Origin of the sequence: Streptomyces sp. NPDC088707, from assembly GCF_044752725.1 — a bacterium.
Taxonomy (GTDB): Bacteria; Actinomycetota; Actinomycetes; order Streptomycetales; family Streptomycetaceae; genus Streptomyces.
In genome coordinates, this window is record NZ_JBIVLV010000006.1 from 479541 (window position 1) to 498156 (window position 18616).

Sequence of the window (18616 nt, forward strand, 5' to 3'; positions counted from 1 at the left end):
CTGGCACATCTTCCGAGCGGTCCGACGCGAGGGCCCGCGAAGGACTGTTCCGTCCGGGACGCCCCGTCGAGTGACGGTAACTTCCGTTTCGCCGCTCTTGGGTGAAGGGGGGTGTCGGGTCCCTCACACGTTCGGGGGCGTGCCTTCCCGAGGGCGTCCCAGGACTCCCGGGCGCTGCTGCCGGGGGTGGGGTCCGGCGGGCGGGCGGTAGTCCACGCCGAGGGCGTCCAGGCGCGCGTAGTGGGTGTGCATCCGGCGTGCGAAGGCCGGGTAGTCACGCGCCTCCGGCGCGGGCAGCGCGGACCAGGCGACCTCGGCGAAGGCGGCGAGGCGCGGGAAGACCTGGTAGTCGACGCGGGACCGGTTCTCCATCACCTCGGTCCAGACGTTGGCCTGGGTTCCCAGGATGTGGGCGGCGGCCTCCGGCGAGAGGCCCGGCGGGACGGGTTCGAAGCGGTAGACGTCCTCCAGGGTGCGGACGTACCCGATCGGCATCGGTTCGTCCCCGCCCGGCGCCTGACGGTGGTCCAGGTAGACGTGCTGCTCGGGGCACATGACGACGTCGTGGCCGGCCTCGGCGGCGGCGACCCCGCCCCCGTAGCCCCGCCAGGACGACACGGCCGCGCCGTCGGCGAGGCCGCCCTCCAGGATCTCGTCCCAGCCGATGAGCCGCCGGCCGCGGGCGGCGAGCCAGCGGTCGAAGTGGCGGATGAACCAGGACTGGAGCTCGTCCTCGTCGGCGAGCCCGAGTTCCTTGATGCGTGCCTGGGCGGCCGGGGAGGCCTTCCACTGGTCCTTGGGGCACTCGTCGCCGCCGACGTGGACGAAGGGCGACACGGCCGCCGGGAAGAGGTCGAGGACCTCCTCGAAGACGCCCTCGTAGAAGCGCAGGACGGCTTCGGTGGGGGCGAGGACGTTGGGGTTGACGCCCCAGGTGTCCCAGACGGTCAGGGCGGCGGTGTCGACGACGTCGGTGTTGCCGAGCTCGGGGTACGCGCAGATCGCGGCCTGCGAGTGGCCGGGGAGGTCGATCTCGGGGACGACGGTGATGTGCCGCTCGGCGGCGTAGGCGACGATCTCGCGGATGTCGTCCTGGGTGTAGTGGCCGCCGTGCGGGGTGTCGTCCCAGAGGGGCGAGGCGCGGTGGCCCCACTTGCTGCGGGCCCGCCAGGAGCCGACCTCGGTGAGCCGGGGGTGGCGCTTGATCTCGATGCGCCAGCCCTGGTCGTCGGTGAGGTGGAAGTGGAAGACGTTGAGCTTGTGGGCGGCCAGCAGGTCGAGGTAGCGCAGGACGTCGTCCTTGGGCATGAAGTGCCGGGAGACGTCGAGCATGAGACCGCGCCAGCCGAAGCGGGGCCGGTCCTCGACGGTGACGTACGGGAGTTCCCGCGCGCCGCCGCCCACGGGCGCCCTGCGGTAGGCCTCGGGGCCGAGCAGCTGGCGGAGGCTCTGGGCGCCCCAGAACACCCCGGCGGGGCCGCCGCCCTCGATGACGACGGCGGCTTCGGGGTGCTCCGTGGTGAGGCGGTAGCCCTCGGGGCCGTGCTCCCGCTCCACGTCCTCGCTGACGCGGAGCCGGATCGCGTGCGGGCCGGGGCCGTCGGGGAACGGCAGGCCGGTGGCGGCGCCGAGGACGGTACGGAGCCAGCGGGCGGTGGACCCGGTGCCGGGTCCGGCGTCGAGGGTGGTCAGCTCGTCGAGCGGGAAGCGGCCGGGGGTGTCCCCGCGCACCTCCTGGAGGAGCGGCGCCGGGATCAGGTCCGTGCCGGGGTACGGGGCGGCGGTCGTCGCGTCAGTCGTCATCGAGTCGGTGGTCGTCGCGTCGGTGGTCATCGCGTCAGTCGTCATCGGGTCGGTGGTCGTCGCGTCGGTGGTCATCGCGTCAGTCCTTCACCGCCCCGCCAAGTCCCGAGACCAGGCGGCGCTGTACGAGTACGAAGAAGACGAGCACCGGGACGGTCATCACGGTCGAGCCGGCCATGATTCCCCCCCAGTCGTTCTCGTCGGGCTTGAAGAAGACGAGCAGGGCCATGGGCAGGGTCGACTGCGAGGTGTCGCTGATGATGAACGACTTCGCGAAGAGGAAGTCGTTCCAGGTGGAGATGAACGAGAACACGCTGGTGGCGACGAGGCCGGGGAAGACCAGCGGGAAGAGGATCTGCCACAGGAACCGGGTGCGGCTCGCCCCGTCGATCTGGGCCTGCTCCTCCAGCGCCTCGGGGACCGCCTTGACGAAGCCGCGCAGCATCCAGATCGCGAACGGCAGCGAGAAGGCGATGTGCGGCAGGATCAGCGAGCCGAGGGTGTTGAGCTGGCCGGCGTCCCGCATGAGGAAGAACAGCGGGATGGTGAGGGCCTCGACCGGCACCATCTGGGCGACCAGAAACATGATCAGGAGCGTCGTCCGGAACCTGAAGCGGAACCGGGTGACGGCCGTCGCCGCGAGGAAGGCGATCAGCGCGGAGGCGAGGACGACCGTGCCCGCCACGATCAGCGAGTTGAGGAAGTAGCGGCCGAACTCCTGCTGTTCGAAGACGCGCCGGAACGAGTCGAGCGACGGGGAGAGCGTCCACGGCCGGGGCTCGGTGGACTGGACCTCACCGGCCGGCTTGAAGGCCGAGAGGACCATCCAGTACAGCGGGAAGGCGACGGCGGCCGCGACGAGCAGGGTGACGGCCTCGGCGGCGAGGCGGCCGGGGCGGCGGACGCGGAAAGCGGTCGGGGCGCTCACAGTTCTTCTCCCTGACGTCGCAGCAGGCGCAGGTAGACGAGCGTCACGGCCAGCAGGATCAGCAGCATGACGACGCCGATCGCCGAGCCCAGGCTGTACTGGGACGAGGCGAAGGCCTTCTGGTAGGCGTACACGTTGAGGACGAGGTTCTGGCCGGCGATGCCGCCGCCGTTCGTCATCACGTAGATCTGGGTGAAGACCTTGAAGTCCCAGATGATCGACTGGATCGTGACGACGACCAGGATCGGCCGGAGCACCGGCGCCATGACCGAGCGCCAGATCCGCCACTGCGAGGCGCCGTCGAGGGCGGCGGCCTCCAGGACCTCGGACGGGATGGCCTTGATGCCGGCGTAGACGGTGACCATCACGAACGGGAAGGAGCACCAGACGACTTCGAGGAGGACGAGGGCGAAGGCGCTGTACCGCCCGTACGTCCAGGAGAAGTCGCCGAGCCCGAGCAGCTTGTTGACGGGGCCGAAGTCGGGGTCGAAGAGGAAGACCCAGACCGTGGAGCCGGTGATCGCGGGCGTGGCCCAGGCGCCGAGCGCGGCCATCATCAGGACGAACCGCGGCAGGGCACGCACGCGCGTGAGGAGGACGGCGAGGGCGCAGCCGACGGCGAGCGTGGTGACGACGCAGGCGGCGGCGAAGAGGACGGTGGCGAGGAGGACCTGCCAGAACTGGGGGTCGGCGAAGAGGGTCGTGTAGTTGCCGAAGCCCTTGAAGGAGGTCGGTTCGCCGCCGCTGACCTGGGCCTGGGTGTACTCCAGGAAGGAGATCAGGCCGAGCTGGTAGACGGGGTAGACGAGGAGTCCGCCGAGGACGGCGAGGGCGGGCAGCAGGTACAGCCAGGGGGTCCAGGGGCGGTGCCCCCTGGGGCCGCCGCGCCGGGCCGGCCGGGGGGCGGCCGGGGGCGTGGTCGCACCCGGCCGCTTCTCGGTGGCGGTGAGCTGGGTCGTCATGCGGCTCAGCCCGCCGGCGCGAAGGCCGCGTCCATCTTCTTCGCGGCGTCGTCCGCCGCCGCCTTGACGTCCTTACGGCCGCTGACGACCTCCTGGAACATCGTGGGCAGGACGAGGGAGGCGTCGATCTGGCCCCAGCCGGGGGACGCCGGGACGAACCTGGTGCCCGCGCCGAGGGTGTCGATGAAGGGCTTCACGAAGGGCTGCCGCTGGGCGGCGGCGGTCCGGACGTCGGTGTACGTGGGGAGGAAGCCCATCGCGTCGAAGAGCCTGCCCTGGGTCTCCTTGCCGGTGAGGGACTTGAGGAGGTCGACGGCGAGACTGCGGTGGGAGGTGCTCTTGAGGATGCCGATGTTGTTGCCGCCCGCGAAGGCCGGGGCGATGGAGCCGGGGGTGGTGCCGGGCAGCGGGACGACGGCGTACTTGCCCTTGACGGTGCCGGCTTCGACGGCGGCGTGGCTGAAGTCGCCGCCGATGGCCATGGCGGCCTTGCCGGAGGCGAAGGCGGTGACGGTGGCGTTGCCGCCCATCTGGGCGCACTTGGCGGCCGGGCAGTTGTCGTCGCCGAAGAGCGAGGTGTAGGTGCTGATGCCCTTGAGGGCGGCCTCGCTGTTGACGGCGGCCTTGTACGCGTCGCCGTTCGCGGTGGCGAGTTCGCCGCCGGCCGCCCAGACGAACGGCATGGCGCCGTAGGTGTACGCGCCGCCGACGGCGATGCCGTACAGCTCGGGCCTGGCCTTGCGGATCTTCTTGGCGGTGGAGACGAGTTCGGCCTGGCTCTTGGGGGCGGTGAGGCCGAGTTCCTCGAACACGTCGGTGCGGTAGTAGAGGGCGCGGACGCCGACGAACAGCGGTGCGCCGTAGACCTTTCCGCCGACGGTGACGGACTGCTTGGCGGTGGGGTCGGTGTCCTTGGCCTCGTCCCAGGCGCCGAACTCGGCGCTGATGTCGGCGAGTCCGCCGTCCTTGACGTATCCGGCGGTGTCGGTGTTGCCGTACTCGATGAGGTCGGGGGCCGACTTGGGGTCGTTGAAGGCGGCCTTGACGCGCTGGGCGCGGGTCTCGACGGGTATGTACTCGACCTCGACCTTCGCGCCCTGGTGCTGCTTCTCGAACGCGGCGACGGCCTGGGCGACGACCTGTTCCTTGGGCTTGTTGCTCACCTCCTGGAAGAGCCAGACCCGCAGGGTGCCGGTCTTCTCGTCCGTCGTGGCCTTGCCGTCGGACGTCTGGGGCGCGCAGGCCGTGGCGGTCAGGCCGGCCAGCAGGAGTGCGGCGGCCGGGGCGGTGAGGCGGGCGGCGACGCGAGGAAGCTTCATGACGGATCCCCTCCGGATGCGTGCGTGCGTTGCAACATGCGCAATGCGCGTTTCGTTCTGCACAACACGCGTGAGGTTAGGCGCGCCTCCGGTGACCCGACAAGAGGTCTCGACCACCTCAACCACTCCGTGACCGGCGGAAGCACCCTGCGCAACGGCTCGGCGCACCGGAAGCGCCCTGGCCGCGCGCCGGAAAGCGACACGGCCGCGCACCGGAGCGCGACACGGCCTCGCCCCGGGAAACGAAAGGGCCGCGCGCCGGGAAACGAAACGGCCCCCGTCACCCGTACCGAAGTACGCGTGACGGGGGCCGCCCCCGACATTCCGGGACGTCAGGACACGTCTACTTGTCCTTGCCGCCCTTGTCCTTGTCGCCACCGCCGGCGCCCATGGAGTCGTAGATCTCCTTGCACATCGGACAGACCGGGTACTTCTTGGGGTCGCGCCCCGGTACCCAGACCTTTCCGCACAGCGCCACGACGGGGGTGCCGTCGAGGGCGCTCGCCATGATCTTGTCCTTCTGGACGTAATGGGCGTAGCGCTCGTGGTCGCCGTCACCGTGGGACACCTGCGGCGTCGGCTCGACGAGGGTTCCCGTACCTGCCCCGCGCTCGGGCTCGAGAGTGCTCATAAGGGCCAAGGGTACTGAAAGCCGGGGCCCTCAGTTGAGGGAGGGATCGTCCGGGTACGTCGCGATCATCGCGAGCTCGCCGCGCTGCCGCCGGAGCACCTGCCGCCAGAGCGTCTCGGGCTGCGGCGAGGAGACGTCGCCGGGCTCCGACTCGACCACGTACCAGGCTCCGTCGCCGAGCTCGGTCTCCAGCTGGCCGGGGCCCCAGCCCGCGTACCCGGCGAAGATCCGCAGCGAGCCGAGGGCCGGTCCGAGCAGCTCGGGCGGGGTCTCCAGGTCGACCAGGCCGATCGCCCCGTACACCCGCCGCCAGCCGAGCGGCCCCTCGTCACCCGGGATCACGGCGACGCCGAGCGCGGCGTCGAGGGAGACGGGGCCGCCCTGGAAGACCACCCCGGGTTCGCCGGCGAGGCCGGCCCAGGGCGCGAGGATGTCGCCGACGGTCACCGGCGTCGGCCGGTTGAGGACGACACCGAGCGAGCCCTCGTCGTCGTGGTCGAGCAACAGCACCACCGCGCGGTCGAAATTCGGGTCCGCGAGGGCGGGGGTGGCGACGAGCAGCCGTCCTGTGAGCGAGGACACCTCGGTCATGCGACACATGATCCCGCATCTTCGGCGTTCGCGGGGGCTCTCGGACCGTACGGGGGAGGCGATGTCCGGAACTCGCCGACCGTCGCAGTTCAGAGGGGACGGGGCGGGCCCGTGACGGCGCCCGGGCGGGACAAGCGGACGGTAACGCTCCGCAAGATCACGAGAACAGAGGGTGTTGTGCCGAATTCATTACATCTGACATGCCCCCCGGGGCACCCAGGAGAGGTCTCATGGCCCCTTACCCTTTTCACTGGCCACCCGACCGATCCTCCCCCTAGCTGCGCGGGGGGGACCCCACCGGAACGCGAGATTCATGACCGGCACAGACAGCCACGATGTACTGCTCGTCCACGGCGGAACCCCGCTGGAGGGCGAGATCCGCGTCCGCGGCGCGAAGAACCTCGTGCCCAAGGCGATGGTCGCCGCCCTGCTCGGCAGCGGCCCCAGCAGGCTGCGCAACGTGCCCGACATCCGTGACGTCCGGGTGGTCCGCGGCCTGCTCCAGCTGCACGGTGTGACGGTCCGTCCGGGCGAGGAGCCCGGCGAGCTCGTCCTCGACCCGACGCACGTCGAGTCGGCGAACGTCGCCGACATCGATGCCCACGCCGGCTCGTCCCGCATCCCGATCCTCTTCTGCGGCCCGCTGCTGCACCGCCTCGGCCACGCGTTCATCCCGGGCCTGGGCGGCTGCGACATCGGCGGCCGGCCCATCGACTTCCACTTCGACGTGCTGCGCCAGTTCGGTGCCACCATCGAGAAGCGGGCGGACGGGCAGTACCTGGAGGCCCCCCAGCGTCTTCGCGGTTGCAAGATCCGGCTGCCGTACCCCTCGGTCGGTTCGACCGAGCAGGTGCTCCTGACGGCGGTGCTCGCCGAGGGCGTCACCGAGCTGTCGAACGCCGCCGTGGAGCCCGAGATCGAGGACCTCATCTGCGTGCTGCAGAAGATGGGCGCGATCATCTCCATGGACACCGACCGGACCATCCGGATCACCGGTGTCGACCGCCTCGACGGCTACACCCACCGGGCGCTCCCGGACCGCCTGGAGGCGGCGTCCTGGGCGTCCGCGGCGCTCGCGACCGAGGGCAACATCTACGTGCGCGGCGCCCAGCAGCGCTCGATGATGACCTTCCTCAACACCTACCGGAAGGTGGGTGGCGCCTTCGAGATCGACGACGAGGGCATCCGCTTCTGGCACCCGGGCGGCTCGCTCAACGCGATCCACCTGGAGACCGACGTGCACCCGGGCTTCCAGACGGACTGGCAGCAGCCGCTGGTCGTGGCCCTGACGCAGGCCTCCGGCCTCTCCATCGTCCACGAGACGGTCTACGAGTCCCGGCTGGGCTTCACCTCCGCGCTCAACCAGATGGGCGCTCACATCCAGCTGTACCGCGAGTGCCTCGGCGGCTCCGACTGCCGCTTCGGCCAGCGCAACTTCCTCCACTCGGCGGTCGTGTCCGGCCCGACGAAGCTCCAGGGCGCCGATCTGGTCATCCCCGACCTGCGCGGCGGCTTCTCGTACCTGATCGCGGCGCTCGCGGCGCAGGGCACCTCCCGGGTGCACGGCATCGAGCTGATCAACCGCGGCTACGAGAACTTCATGGAGAAGCTCGTCGAGCTCGGCGCCAAGGTCGAGCTCCCGGGCAGCGCGCTGGTCTGACCGGGCGTACGCGTCTGCCGGGCCGGGCGTACGCGCCTGCCGGGCCGGGCGTACGCGCCTGACCGGGCGTACGCGCGCGGGGACCCGCTCCCCGCGCGCGTGCACCGGTCTCCGACCGCGTCAACGGGCCTCTGAAGGGCAAACGAAAGGGCGGCCACCCCCTGACAGGGTGGCCGCCCTTTCTGTGCCTCCAGGCTGCCTTACGCGGCCTTGTCGGCCTTACTTGCCCTTGGCGGCTTCCTTGAGCTTCGAGCCCGCGGAGACCTTCACGCTGTAGCCGGCCGGGATGTTGATCGGGTCGCCGGTCTGCGGGTTACGAGCGGTGCGAGCGGCACGGTGGGTGCGCTCGAAGGTCAGGAAGCCGGGGATGGTGACCTTCTCGTCGCCCTTGGCGACGACCTCACCGACGGTCTCGGCGAGAGCGGCCAGCACGGCGTCGGCGTCCTTGCGGGTCACCTCGGCGCGGTCGGCCAGGGCGGCCACCAGCTCACTGCGGTTCATGTTGTTACTCCCGTGTTCTTCTTGCCTGTGAGGCGTGCCACGCGGCGGAAGCCGCGTGATTGGGTACAGCGAAGCCGATGCTGCCAGGGCCTTCGGACAGTCCCCGGACCCGGGTCTAATGACAGACCCTCGCGCCCAAACACGCATCCTGCCCCCACCAGCGGCGGGAACGCCAATCCGGCACCCCCTGGGGTCACACGAAAAGCGCCAGAGCCCCGTGGTGGTGACGTTCTGTCGACTCCGCGAAAACCATGCGGAGCCGAAAAGCCACCCTAAAGGCGGGTTTACGACTCCGCGAATCGCGACGCGCCGTCAGCGCCCGGTCGCCGCAGGGCTTCCGGTCGCCGCCTTGGCCGCGTTGCGCACGGCTCCGGCGACCGCACCCGCGACCTTGTCGTTGAAGACCGACGGGATGATGTAGTTCGGGTTCAGCTCGTCCTCGGTGACGACGTCGGCGAGGGCCGTGGCCGCCGCCAGCATCATCTCCGTGTTGACGGTACGGGACTGGGCGTCGAGGAGACCGCGGAAGACACCCGGGAAGACCAGCACGTTGTTGATCTGGTTCGGGAAGTCCGAGCGGCCGGTGGCGACGACCGCGGCCGTCTGGCGCGCGGCGGCCGGGTCGACCTCCGGGTCGGGGTTCGCGAGCGCGAAGACGATCGCTCCCTCCGCCATCGCGGCGACGTCGTCCGCGCCCAGCAGGTTCGGGGCCGAGACGCCGATGAAGACGTCCGCGCCGACCACGGCCTGCTTGAGGGTGCCGGTGACGCCCTCGGGGTTGGTGTTGTCGGCGATCCAGCGCAGCGGCGTGCCGGGGGCGGCGTCGACCAGGTCCTCGCGGCCCGCGTGCACCACGCCGTGGATGTCGGCGACGACGGCGTGCTTGACGCCCGCGGCGATGAGCAGCTTGAGGATGGCCGTACCGGCGGCGCCCGCACCGGACATGACGACCCGTACGTCGCCGATGCCCTTGTTGACCACGCGGAGCGCGTTGGTCAGGGCGGCCAGGACGACGATGGCGGTGCCGTGCTGGTCGTCGTGGAAGACGGGGATGTCGAGGGCCTCGCGCAGCCGGGCCTCGATCTCGAAGCAGCGGGGCGCGGAGATGTCCTCCAGGTTGATGCCCGCGAAGCCGGGGGCGATGGCCTTGACGATGGCGACGATCTCGTCGGTGTCCTGCGTGTCGAGGCAGATCGGCCAGGCGTCGATGCCGGCGAAGCGCTTGAAGAGGGCGGCCTTGCCCTCCATGACGGGCAGGGCGGCCATCGGGCCGATGTTGCCGAGGCCGAGGACGGCGGAGCCGTCGGTGACGACCGCGACGGAGTTGCGCTTGATGGTGAGGCGGCGGGCGTCCTCGGGGTTCTCGGCGATCGCCATGCACACGCGGGCGACGCCCGGGGTGTAGATCATGGAGAGGTCGTCACGGTTGCGGATGGGGTGCTTGGACGCCATCTCGATCTTGCCGCCGAGGTGCATCAGGAACGTACGGTCGGAGACCTTGCCCAGGACGACGCCCTCGATGGTGCGCAGCTGGGCGACGATCTCGTCGGCGTGCGCCGTGGAGGTAGCGGCGATGGTGACGTCGATGCGGAGCTTCTCGTGGCCGGAGGCGGTCACGTCGAGGCCGGTGACGGATCCGCCGTGGGACTCCACCGCCGTGGTGAGCTGGGAGACCGCGGTTCCGCTCGCGGGAACCTCCAGCCGGACCGTCATCGAGTACGAGACGCTGGGCGCCGTTGCCATGGCCGAGTTCCTCTGCTTTCCCTGAGCTTCGTTGCTACGCCGCCCCGGCTGGTTGCCCGGCGGCGCCCTCCGATGGTCGCACCTACCTGCCGGTAGCAGGTAATGCGGTCATTTTGTTTTCGGAAAGTAGTTTCCACCATACGAGAAGCGCCGGGGAAACAGAAGAGGCCCCCGTCACCAGGGGTGACGAGGACCTCGACTTCGTACATACGTCTAAGTGGCACCGACCCGCCATGCTCGCCTCGCGGCAAGTGGTCCCTCTGAGGGACGAAGGTTGGGCCCGGGGGCTTGGATCGAGCCGGTGCCACGACAAGGCTAACAAACCACCCTGGTCAGTGATTCCAGCGCCACAGGTTGACCTGAAATCGGCGTCTCCCGCCCTGCGGGATGCGGCCGCACCCGGCGGGCCCACCGGGCCCGCCGGGTCCACCCCCGTCAGTCCCTCAGCAGGTCCGGGACCCCCGCGCCGTCCGGCATGTCCGCCGCCGCCGCGACCACCGTGAGCTGCTGCGTCGCCCGGGTGAGGGCCACGTAGAGAACGCGCAGGCCGGCCGGGGACTCGTCCGCGATCTCCGCGGGCGAGACGACGACCGTGGCGTCGTACTCCAGGCCCTTCGCCTCCAGGGAGCCGAGCGCCACCACCCGGTCGCCCAGCTCGGCCAGCCAGCGGGCCGCCTCCTGGCGCCGGTTCATGGCGACGACGACACCGACGGTGCCCTCGACCCGCTCCAGGAGCAGCCGCGCCTCGGACCGAACAGTTTCGGCCAGATCGGGCTTCCCCGCCGTCTCCGCGACCCGTACGAAACGGGGCTCGACACCCGTCGAGCGGACCGCGCGCGGCGACTCCTTGCCCGGCATGGCGAGGGCCAGGACCTTCGCCGCGAGCTCGGCGATCTCGGCCGGGTTCCGGTAGTTCACGGTCAGCTCGAAGCGGCGCCGCGGCCGGGACCCGAGGGCCTCGTCGCGGGCCGCCGCGGCCTCGTCCGGGTCCGACCAGGAGGACTGCGCCGGGTCGCCGACGACCGTCCAGGTGGCGTGCCGGCCGCGCCGCCCGACCATCCGCCACTGCATGGGCGTGAGGTCCTGCGCCTCGTCGACGATCACGTGCGCGTACTCGGTGCGCTCCGCGGCGAGCCGCTCGGCCCGCTCGCGCTGGGTCTCCTCCCGTACGGGCATGAGCTCCTCCAGGCCCGTGAGCTGGTCGAGCGGGTCGTACTCGCGCTTCTTACGGGGCCGGGCCGGGGTCCCGACCAGGGTGTACAGCTCGTCGAGGAGCGCCACGTCGTGGACGGACAGCTCCGTGCGGCGCAGCGAGCGGGCGAGCCGGCGCACCTCCCCCTGGTTGAGGATCCGGCGGGCCCAGCGGCCGAGCCGGCGCTCGTCGGCCATCGCGTCGAGGACCCGGCGCGGGGTGAGTTCGGGCCACCAGGCGTCGAGGAACGCGAGGAAGGAGTCCTCCGTCGACACGTCCTCGTCGAAGGAGGAGCGCAGTTCGGCGGCGAGCTCGGGGTCGCTGTGCCGGCCGACCGCGCCCGACTTGGCGTACAGCGCGTCCAGGAGCAGCTTGCGGGCGCGCGGGCGCAGCAGGTTGACGGGGGCGGTGCCGCCGAGGACGTTGTGCCGGATGCGCCGCAGTTCGTCGGCCTCCAGCTCCAGACGGCGGCCGAAGGCGACGACCCGCAGCCGCGTCGGCGTGCCCGCCGGGACGGGGGCGTCCTCCTCCCCCAGCTCGGGCTGGGTCCTGGGCGGCGGGGTCTCCAGGGCCCCTCGGGCGGCCTTGCGGAGCACGTGCAGCATCCGGGAGGAGCCCTTGATCCGGGCGACGGCCGGGTCGTCGTAGGCGGTGGCCTCGGCGCCGTCCACGAGGCTGCCGACCGCGCGGATGGCGACCTGCCCCTCCTCGCCCAGGGAGGGCAGGACGCCCTCGGTGTACGAGACGAGCAGCGGGGTCGGCGAGACGATCAGGATGCCGCCCGCGTACCGCCGCCGGTCCTGGTAGAGCAGGTAGGCGGCCCGGTGCAGGGCCACGGCGGTCTTGCCGGTGCCCGGGCCGCCCTCGACGTACGTGACGGAGGCGGCGGGCGCGCGGATGACGAGGTCCTGCTCGGCCTGGATGGAGGACACGATGTCCCGCATGGTGTGGCTGCGGGCCTGTCCGAGGGCCGCCATCAGGGCGCCGTCGCCGATGACGGGCAGCTCGCGCCCCTCCAGGGTGGCCCGGAGCTCCGGACGCATCAGGTCGTCCTCGACACCGAGGACCTTGCGGCCCTTGGAACGGATGACCCTGCGCCGTACGACCCGGCCGGGATCGACCGGCGTGGACCGGTAGAAGGGCGCGGCGGCGGGCGCGCGCCAGTCGATGACCAGCGGCGCGTAGTCGGAGTCCAGGACGCCGATCCGGCCGATGTGGAGGGTCTCGCCGATATCGGCGGTGTTGTCGGGCCGTACGGCGTCCTCCGCGGGCTCGACGGAGGTGTAGGCCCCGTCCGGGCCCTTCTTCCCGTCCTTCCCTTCCAGCAGATCGATCCGGCCGAAGAGGAAGTCCTCGAACTCGTTGTTGAGCCGGTTGAGGTGGATGCCGGCCCGGAAGACCTGGGCGTCGCGCTCGGCGAGCGCGCCGGGCGTGCCGACCTGGCCCCGCTGGGCGGCGTCGTTCATCAGGAACTCCGCCTCGTGGATCTTCTCCTCCAGTCGGCGGTAGACGTGATCCAGATGTTCCTGCTCGACACCGATCTCACGGTCTCTGACCGTGTCCACGGCTTCCTGCGCGGCCACCTAAGGCCCCCTTCTGACGTGCACTGGGCAGCCGTCGAGCGTACGCCACCGGAAGGCACCGTGTCAGGCGAGATCACGCTACGCCGCCCGACACGAGCCCCGACGACCCCGTTGTGTGCGTCAGCCCCACCGCGTCGGGGCCCTCCACTCCGCCGATGCGGTGCCCCGCCGCCCTCCGTTGTGGGCAGTCGTCCCCGAAGGAGTGGCGGCGGCGAAGGCGCAGCCGCGGGCCGCGCGAGGGCGGCGGCACACCCTGGTCGCGCGCGGGGCGCGGTGAAGGCGCCGGCCCCGCGCGGGGCCGAGGGCGCGGTGGGCGCCGGCGCTACGGGTCAGGCGTCCGTCCCGCCGCCAGTCGTCTAGTCGTCGTACTTGGCGTCCGCCACCGCGTCCAGTGCCAGCCGGTACCCCCGCTTCACCACCGTCTGGATCAGCTTCGGCGTCCCCAGCGCCGCCCGCAGCCGCGCCATCGCCGTCTCCACCGCGTGCTCGTCCCGCCCCGCGCCCGGCAGCGCGCGCAGCAGGTCCGCGCGCGAGACCACCCAGCCGGGGCGGCGGGCGAGGAGACCGAGGAGGGCCATTCCGGCGGGCGGGACGGGCCGCAGGAGCCCGTCGACGAGGACGGCGTGCCCGCGGACCTCCACCCGGTGCCCGGCCACGGGCAGGACCCGTGAGCGGGCCGGCAGCTCCTTGCAGAGCAGCTGGACGAGCGGCCCGAGCCGAAACCGCTCCGGCGCGTACGTGTCGATGCCCTCCGCCTGGAGCGGGAGCGCCGTCACGGGCCCCACGCACACCGCGAGGACGTCGTGCCTGAGCGCGGCGACGAGTTCGGCCCGTACGCCCTTCTCCGCGGCCCGCGACAGCAGCGACACCGCGGCGGGCGCGCTGGTGAAGGTGACCGCGTCCAGGCCCCTGGCCAGGACCCCGTCGAGGAGCCGGTCGAGCGGCCCGATGTCCTCCGGCGGCATCCAGCGGTAGACGGGGACGCCGACGACCTCCGCGCCACCGGCCGTGAGCGCCTCCACGAAACCGGGCAGCGGCTCCCCGTGCAGCTGGAGCGCGATCCGCCGGCCCGCCACGCCCTCGCCGAGGAGCCGGTCGAGGACCTCGGCCATGGACTCCGAGCCGGGCGACCAGGACTCGGTGAGCCCGGCGGCCCGTACGGCTCCCTTGACCTTGGGGCCCCGGGCGAGCAGTTCGACGTCCCGCAGGACGGCGAGGAGCTCCTCCCCGCATCCCCAGCCCTCCGCCGCCTCGACCCAGCCCCGGAAGCCGATCGCCGTCGTCGCGACGACGACGTCCGGGGCGTGGCCGATGAGTTCCTTGGTGGCGGCGAGGAGTTCGGTGTCGTCCGCGAGGGGCACGATGCGCAGGGCGGGTCCGTGGACGACGGCCGCGCCCCGCCGGCGCAGCAGCGCGATGAGTTCGTCCGCGCGCCGCGCCGCGGTGACGCCGACCGTGAAGCCGGCGAGGGGCCCGGCGGGGCCCTGTTCTTGCTGCTCGTCCATGGGGTCAGAGCCTGACGGGGACGCGTGACGGTCTCGGTTCGCCCGTATTTCCTGATCGTTACGGTCCGCGCCGGGCATCGGACATCACACCTTCGCGTAGCCGGGCTTGGGCTCCGGCTCGGTGACGTCCCCGGCGTTCTCCGGGACCGTGGAGGGGGCCGCGGCCGGAGCGCGAAGGTATACCGCCCAGGTGACGACCATGCAGGCCCCGTAGAAGGCCAGGAAGGCGACGAAGGCCGCCGTGCCGGTGCCGGAGGTCTGGAAGGACTGGCGGAAGGCGAGGTTGATGCCGAGGCCGCCGAGCGCGCCGACCGCCCCGATGAGGCCCATCGCCGCGCCGGAGAGCCGCCGCCCGTAGGCCTCGGCGGTGTCTCCGGCGAGGCCCCTGCCGTGCCCCTGGGCGAGGAAGATCGCCGGGATCATCTTGTACGTGGAGCCGTTGCCGAGGCCGCTGAGGACGAAGAGGCCGATGAAGCCGACGAGGAAGACGGTGAGGGACTCGACCACCGAGGCGTAGATGACCACAGCGGTCGCGAGGGCCATCGCGGCGAAGGTCCCCAGGGTGATGCGGGCGCCGCCGTGCCGGTCGGCGAGGGAGCCGCCGATCGGCCGGATGAGCGAGCCGAGCAGCGGGCCGATGAAGGTGAGCGAGGCGGCCTGGAGCGGGGTGCGGCCGAACTGGGTCTGGAGGACCAGGCCGAAGGCGAAGCTGTAGCCGATGAAGGAGCCGAAGGTGCCGATGTACAGGAAGGCCATGATCCAGGTGTGGCGGGACCGGACGGCCTCCTTCGCGGCTCCGGTGTCGTTCTTCACGGGGGCGAGGTTGTCCATGAAGAGCGCGGCGCAGACGGCGGCGACGACGATCAGCGGCAGGTAGACGCCGAGCACGATCCTCGGGTGCATCGCGCCCGCCGTGCCGATGACGAGGAGGCCGACGAGCTGGACGACGGGGACGCCGATGTTGCCGCCGCCGGCGTTGAGCCCGAGTGCCCAGCCCTTCTTCCGCAGCGGGAAGAAGGCGTTGATGTTGGTCATCGAGGAGGCGAAGTTGCCGCCTCCGACGCCGGTGAGGGCTGCCACCAGGACGAACGTGGTGTACGAGGTCCCGGGCTCCATCACCGCGAAGGCGAAGCCGGTGGGCAGCAGGAGCAGCAGCGCGCTGAGGACCGTCCAGTTGCGGCCGCCGAAGCGGGCGACGGCGAAGGTGTACGGGATGCGGATCAGCGCGCCGACGAAGGTCGCGGTCGCGATCAGGAAGAACTTGCCGGCCGGGTCGACGCCGTACTGCGGTCCCATGAAGAGCACCATGACCGACCACAGGCTCCAGACGGAGAAGCCGATGTGCTCGGAGATGACGGAGTAGAGCAGGTTCCGCCGTGCGATCCGCTCCCCCTTCTCGCGCCAGAACGTCTCGTCCTCCGGCTCCCACTGCTCGATCCACCGGCCGCCCATGTCGTACCTCCGCGGGTGTCGGGTCCTGGGGCGTCCACAGCCCCGGTCCACCTGCCCCCGACGCTAGGCAGGCCGCGTTTCGGCCCGGTGCCGCGAGGTGACGTCAGCGGAACCTTGCTCTCACCCGGAGCGCGGCGCCCCTGTGAGCGCCCCCCTTTCCGGGCTCGGCTCGCCGGATCCTACCGGTGGACGTGACCGGGTCCCGATGCGTGCCGCCCCGGGGCAGCCGCCCTCAGGCACCCGGCAGCCCCGGCTCCCCCTCAGGCACCCGGCAGCCCCGGCTCCCCGTCCGGCAGCCAGGACCCGGCCGGGCGGGCGTGCCAGCCCTCCCTGGCGCCGATCTCGGCGGCGGCGGTCCGCAGCGCGTCCAGACCGGGATGCCGCAGCCCCTTGCGCCACACCAGGCTCACGGGCGACAGAGGTACGGGGTCGACGAGCGGCCGCAGCACACAGCCCGGCATGGGCGGGAAGTCGACGACGGCGAGCACCGGGTGGCGGTGCTTGGCCATGATGCGGCGGAACTCCTCCTTGCCGACGGCGAGCGGCGCGGGCGGGGCGATCTCGATGCCGCGCCCGGCGAAGAGCCGGGCGGCGAGGTCGGTCCACTCGGGCGTGCGGTCGTTCCCCGCGCCCGCGTAGATCCGTTCCCCGGCGAGAGCGGCGAGCGGCACCTCGGTCAGGTCGGCCAGCGGATGGTCGTCGGGGAGGATCACGGCCATCCGCTCGTACCGCACGAACTGGGAGTCGAGCCGGGCCCGCAGCCCGGCGTCGAGCCCGCCGTACCGGCCGAAGGAGGTGTCGAGCCGCCCGGCGAGCATCTCCCGTACGGCCCCGGTGAGTCCGCTCTCGTAGCGGGCCATCAGCTCCTGGTCCGGGGCGAGTTCACGGGCGCGCCGCAGCACGTTCTCGGGGGCGAGACCGGGACTGTTGAGGTCGACGAGGAGCGGCCGGGGCGCGGCCAGGAAGGCCTCGGTCAGCTCGTCGTGCGCGGCCAACACCCGGAGTGCGTACGGAAGGAGGCGTTCACCGTCCGGTGTGAGGGAGACCTGCCGGGTGGTCCGTACGAAGAGCTCGGCGCCCACTTCGCGCTCCAGGCGACGGATGTCACGGCTGAGGGCCTGCTGGGCGACGTAGCGGCGGGCGGCGGCCCGGGTGAAGTGCAGCTCCTCGGCGACGGCGGCGAAGGCGCGCAGGAGACGGGGGTCGATGTCACGGGGCGCGACGGCCGCCGAAGCGGCGGGCACCGACGCGGCGGACGCCGGCACGGGGGAAGGTGCCGGGGCGGGCGGCGGGGAGGGCATCGCCGCATTCAACAACACAGATGCGTGAATGACCACCGAACAGGTGTTGGACCGGCCCGGCCCCCTCCCACGAGTCTTGATCCATGCCGCAACCGGATCTCACCCTCACCCCGGCGGGCCCGGCCCTCGCCCCCCGCTACGGCGAACGGCCCACCGCCGTCCCCAGCCGCCCCAGCCGCACTCCGCCCCCCGCTCCCGCCCACACCCCCCGCAACTCCTACCTCCGCCTCTTCACCGTCCCCGGCGCCCGCGGCTTCATCGTCGGCAATCTGATCGCCCGGCTGCCCATGGGCATGTTCGGCGTCAGCGCCGTGATCATGATCGCGGCGGCCTACGACTCGTACGCCCTCGCGGGCGGCGTGACCGCCTCCGGCATGGCCGCCGGGGCCCTCACCGCCCCCTGGATCGCCCGGCTCGTCGACCGGTACGGACAGGCGCGGATCGCGGTCCCCGCCACCGCCTACGCCGTCCTCGGCCATCTGGTGCTGCTGCTCTGCGTCCACGAGAAGGCGCCCGCCTGGGCCCTGTTCGCCACCACCGCCCTCACCGCCACCTCGCCCAACACGGGTGGCATGTCCCGGGCCCGCTGGGCCCATCTCCTCAAGGGCGACCGCGGCGCCCTGCACACCGCCAACGCCTTCGAACAGGCCACCGACGAGCTCTGCTTCATGCTCGGCCCGGTCGTCGCCGCGCTCCTCTGCTCCACGCTCTTCCCCGAGGCCGGCACCCTCGTCGGCGCCGCCCTGTTCCTCACCGGCGTCCTGATCTTCGCCGCCCAGCGCTCCACCGAGCCGCCGGTCTCGCCCCGTACCGCCGCGGGCTCCCCGCTGCGCGTCCCCGGCATGGCCCCGCTCCTGGCGGTCTTCCTCGCCACCGGCGCGGTCTTCGGCTCCATGGAGGTGGTGACCGTGGCGTACGTGGACGGCCCCGTCGCCGGCCCGGTGCTGGCCCTCCAGGCCGCGGGCTCCTGCGCGGCGGGACTCCTCTACGGCCGCGCCCAGCGCACCGTCCGGCTCCGCACCTGCCTGGCCGCGATGGCCGTCCTGATGGCGATGCCGCTGCTCGCCGCCTCGACCGGCTCACTGCTCGCCCTCGCCGCCGGGCTCCTCCTGGCGGGCATGGCGACGGCTCCGACGATGGTGACGGGCATGGGCCTGGTGCAGCGCCTGACCCCGGCGTCCCAGCTCAACGAGGGCATGACGCTGGCCGTGACCGCCCTGCTCGGCGGCATCGCGGCCGGCTCCGCCACCGGCGGCTGGGCCGCCGACCACGCCCCGTTCGCCTCCTTCGGCTTCCTGGTCCCGGCCACCGCGGCCGCCGTGGCGCTGGCGCTCTGCGCGGCGACCAGGGTGGGCGTCCGGGCATGACGAAGGCCCGGCAGTCTGGTGACTGCCGGGCCTTCGCCCACATGGGATGAGGTGTCCGAGGGGCTGGCCTCCCGGACG

At 72.0% G+C, this 18616-nt stretch carries 14 protein-coding genes; 2 read left to right on the forward strand and 12 right to left on the reverse strand.

Annotation, left to right across the window (positions count from 1 at the left end):
* Window positions 1-123: 123 nt before the first annotated feature.
* The 6 genes from ACIP84_RS21165 to ACIP84_RS21190 form a co-directional block, all read right to left on the reverse strand.
* Window positions 124-1803 carry a beta-N-acetylhexosaminidase gene (locus ACIP84_RS21165; RefSeq protein ID WP_401799410.1) on the reverse strand — a complete coding sequence of 560 codons (1680 nt, stop codon included), beginning with the start codon at window positions 1801-1803 and terminating at the stop codon, window positions 124-126.
* A gap of 79 nt (window positions 1804-1882) precedes the next feature.
* Window positions 1883-2731 carry a carbohydrate ABC transporter permease gene (locus ACIP84_RS21170; RefSeq protein WP_401799310.1) on the reverse strand — a complete coding sequence of 283 codons (849 nt, stop codon included), beginning with the start codon at window positions 2729-2731 and terminating at the stop codon, window positions 1883-1885.
* Window positions 2728-3693 (reverse strand): sugar ABC transporter permease, encoded by a 966-nt coding sequence (locus ACIP84_RS21175; protein ID WP_355958174.1) that lies wholly within the window; start codon window positions 3691-3693, stop codon window positions 2728-2730. The genes ACIP84_RS21170 and ACIP84_RS21175 overlap by 4 nt, the downstream gene beginning before the upstream one ends.
* 5 nt (window positions 3694-3698) lie before the next feature.
* Entirely contained in the window at window positions 3699-5012 is a 1314-nt protein-coding gene (locus tag ACIP84_RS21180; protein ID WP_401799313.1) for an extracellular solute-binding protein, read from the reverse strand.
* Between the two features lie 343 nt (window positions 5013-5355).
* Window positions 5356-5643, reverse strand: coding sequence for a DUF3039 domain-containing protein (locus ACIP84_RS21185; RefSeq protein ID WP_015033918.1), 288 nt, complete (start codon window positions 5641-5643; stop codon window positions 5356-5358).
* Between the two features lie 30 nt (window positions 5644-5673).
* On the reverse strand, window positions 5674-6234 hold the full coding sequence (locus ACIP84_RS21190; protein WP_030324470.1) for a YqgE/AlgH family protein: 561 nt from the start codon (window positions 6232-6234) through the stop codon (window positions 5674-5676).
* 313 nt (window positions 6235-6547) lie between these two features.
* Between ACIP84_RS21190 and murA the strand changes: the two genes are divergently transcribed.
* Window positions 6548-7894, forward strand: a complete 1347-nt coding sequence (gene murA / locus ACIP84_RS21195; RefSeq protein ID WP_318210058.1) for a UDP-N-acetylglucosamine 1-carboxyvinyltransferase — start codon at window positions 6548-6550, stop codon at window positions 7892-7894.
* A gap of 219 nt (window positions 7895-8113) precedes the next feature.
* On the opposite strand, the gene ACIP84_RS21200 is transcribed toward murA, so the two are convergent.
* From ACIP84_RS21200 to ACIP84_RS21225, 6 genes are all read right to left on the reverse strand, one after another.
* The gene (locus ACIP84_RS21200; RefSeq protein WP_017237029.1) at window positions 8114-8395 is read right to left on the reverse strand and encodes an HU family DNA-binding protein; all 282 of its coding nucleotides are present in this window, start codon (window positions 8393-8395) and stop codon (window positions 8114-8116) included.
* A gap of 312 nt (window positions 8396-8707) precedes the next feature.
* Window positions 8708-10138 carry an NAD-dependent malic enzyme gene (locus ACIP84_RS21205; protein WP_355958176.1) on the reverse strand — a complete coding sequence of 477 codons (1431 nt, stop codon included), beginning with the start codon at window positions 10136-10138 and terminating at the stop codon, window positions 8708-8710.
* 435 nt (window positions 10139-10573) lie between these two features.
* Window positions 10574-12913: a HelD family protein gene (locus ACIP84_RS21210; RefSeq protein ID WP_401799316.1), complete on the reverse strand. Its 2340-nt coding sequence runs from the start codon at window positions 12911-12913 to the stop codon at window positions 10574-10576.
* Between the two features lie 356 nt (window positions 12914-13269).
* Window positions 13270-14418, reverse strand: coding sequence for a uroporphyrinogen-III synthase (locus tag ACIP84_RS21215; protein ID WP_401799318.1), 1149 nt, complete (start codon window positions 14416-14418; stop codon window positions 13270-13272).
* A gap of 84 nt (window positions 14419-14502) precedes the next feature.
* On the reverse strand, window positions 14503-15870 hold the full coding sequence (locus ACIP84_RS21220; protein WP_401799319.1) for a nitrate/nitrite transporter: 1368 nt from the start codon (window positions 15868-15870) through the stop codon (window positions 14503-14505).
* 260 nt (window positions 15871-16130) lie between these two features.
* A complete protein-coding gene (locus ACIP84_RS21225) occupies window positions 16131-17171 on the reverse strand; it encodes a LysR family transcriptional regulator (RefSeq protein WP_401799320.1) in 1041 nt (346 codons plus the stop codon).
* 83 nt (window positions 17172-17254) lie between these two features.
* On the opposite strand from ACIP84_RS21225, the gene ACIP84_RS21230 reads away from it, so the two are divergent.
* The gene (locus ACIP84_RS21230) at window positions 17255-18538 is read left to right on the forward strand and encodes an MFS transporter (protein ID WP_401799322.1); all 1284 of its coding nucleotides are present in this window, start codon (window positions 17255-17257) and stop codon (window positions 18536-18538) included.
* Window positions 18539-18616 lie beyond the last annotated feature (78 nt).